This is a genomic window from Pseudoalteromonas sp. SR43-2, assembly GCF_014163885.1.
Classification (GTDB): domain Bacteria; phylum Pseudomonadota; class Gammaproteobacteria; order Enterobacterales; family Alteromonadaceae; genus Pseudoalteromonas; species Pseudoalteromonas distincta.
The window spans coordinates 1-1,148 of record NZ_JACJED010000047.1 but is presented as its reverse complement, the minus strand read 5'-3'; the positions used below and the strand labels follow the sequence as shown (position 1 = coordinate 1,148).

General features: G+C 41.6%; 1 protein-coding gene. It reads right to left on the bottom strand.

The window, feature by feature from the left end:
* On the bottom strand, positions 1-1,148 hold a 1,148-nt coding region (locus H5120_RS20020), incomplete at both ends, for an IS4 family transposase (protein ID WP_182675882.1).

Sequence of the window (1,148 nt, the reverse complement as noted above, 5' to 3'; positions counted from 1 at the left end):
CTCATTATAGATACTGACGAGAAATACTGAATGACAGCCATCGAACTGCTAGAGAAACTAAGCTGGTTAGGCCATATCCCTGTGACTGTCGCCGCCATCGTCATTATTCTTCGTATTAAATTATAGGCGAGTAACACGCCCCATAGCTCCTGACGCACCATGTCAGGGCGCTTACTTCTTAAATGGTATGCGCTATCAAGCATGGTTTGTTTGATTTCTCTAAACCCAAGTTCTATCTCCCAACGATGACAATATAATTCAACAATTTCATTACCTGGATAACGCAATCTATCCGTCATCGAGGTTAATATACGGTAGCTTTTGCCCTTTATTGTTTTGCTGATTAATCTCGCTTTAATCGTTTCAGGAACATCGGGAAAGTTTTTTTGTGCATGCTTTGTGGTTTTCAATTCAATGATATGGTCATTTTTACCCGCGCTGGAGATGATTTCATACTGTAAGTCGGGCCTTGCTGGTATCAGCCAGTGCCTCATCTCCCCAGTTTGGTGCCAACGGTTTAACAGGCCTAAAGAATAATATCCTTTATCAAACATAGTCAGTGAATTATCTGGTGTACGTTCAATTAAACGCTCAGCTAATTTCATCTCGTTGGTTTTATAGTTATCAAACTCGCTACTGAGAAGTTGATGGCTGGTCAATTCCATATGACAGACCATGCGTATTTGAGGAAAGGCTGTATCACCGTATTGGTTGCTACCTGAAGAGAAGGCTTTACGATTATCAGGCGTGTCGGCTGTTCGCCACACAACACCGTCAACAGCTAATAGGTTCAAACCATTCCATGTTTCGAATGACTGTTGCTTATACATTGATTGAGCAGATTTATTGAAAACGTGTTTAACGGGATCATCACCTAACCTTTGTCTCGCCTGTACCATCGCACTTGGAGCAACGAGTTGGTTCTTGCCAGGTAACATGATATCTAGCTTATTAGCGATATTCCAAACTGATTCTTTTCGAAACAATGCCATGCCAATAACTGACCACAAAACGGCTTCAAGCGGTAATCTTCGCTTACGAACGGTTGCAATCCCTGCTTGTTGAAAACCTTGTTCAATGATTTCAGGGTCAAGAATTTCTGATAATTTTTCAAAGGTATGGTATCGGCTGCTTTCTTCAAGTGTTGC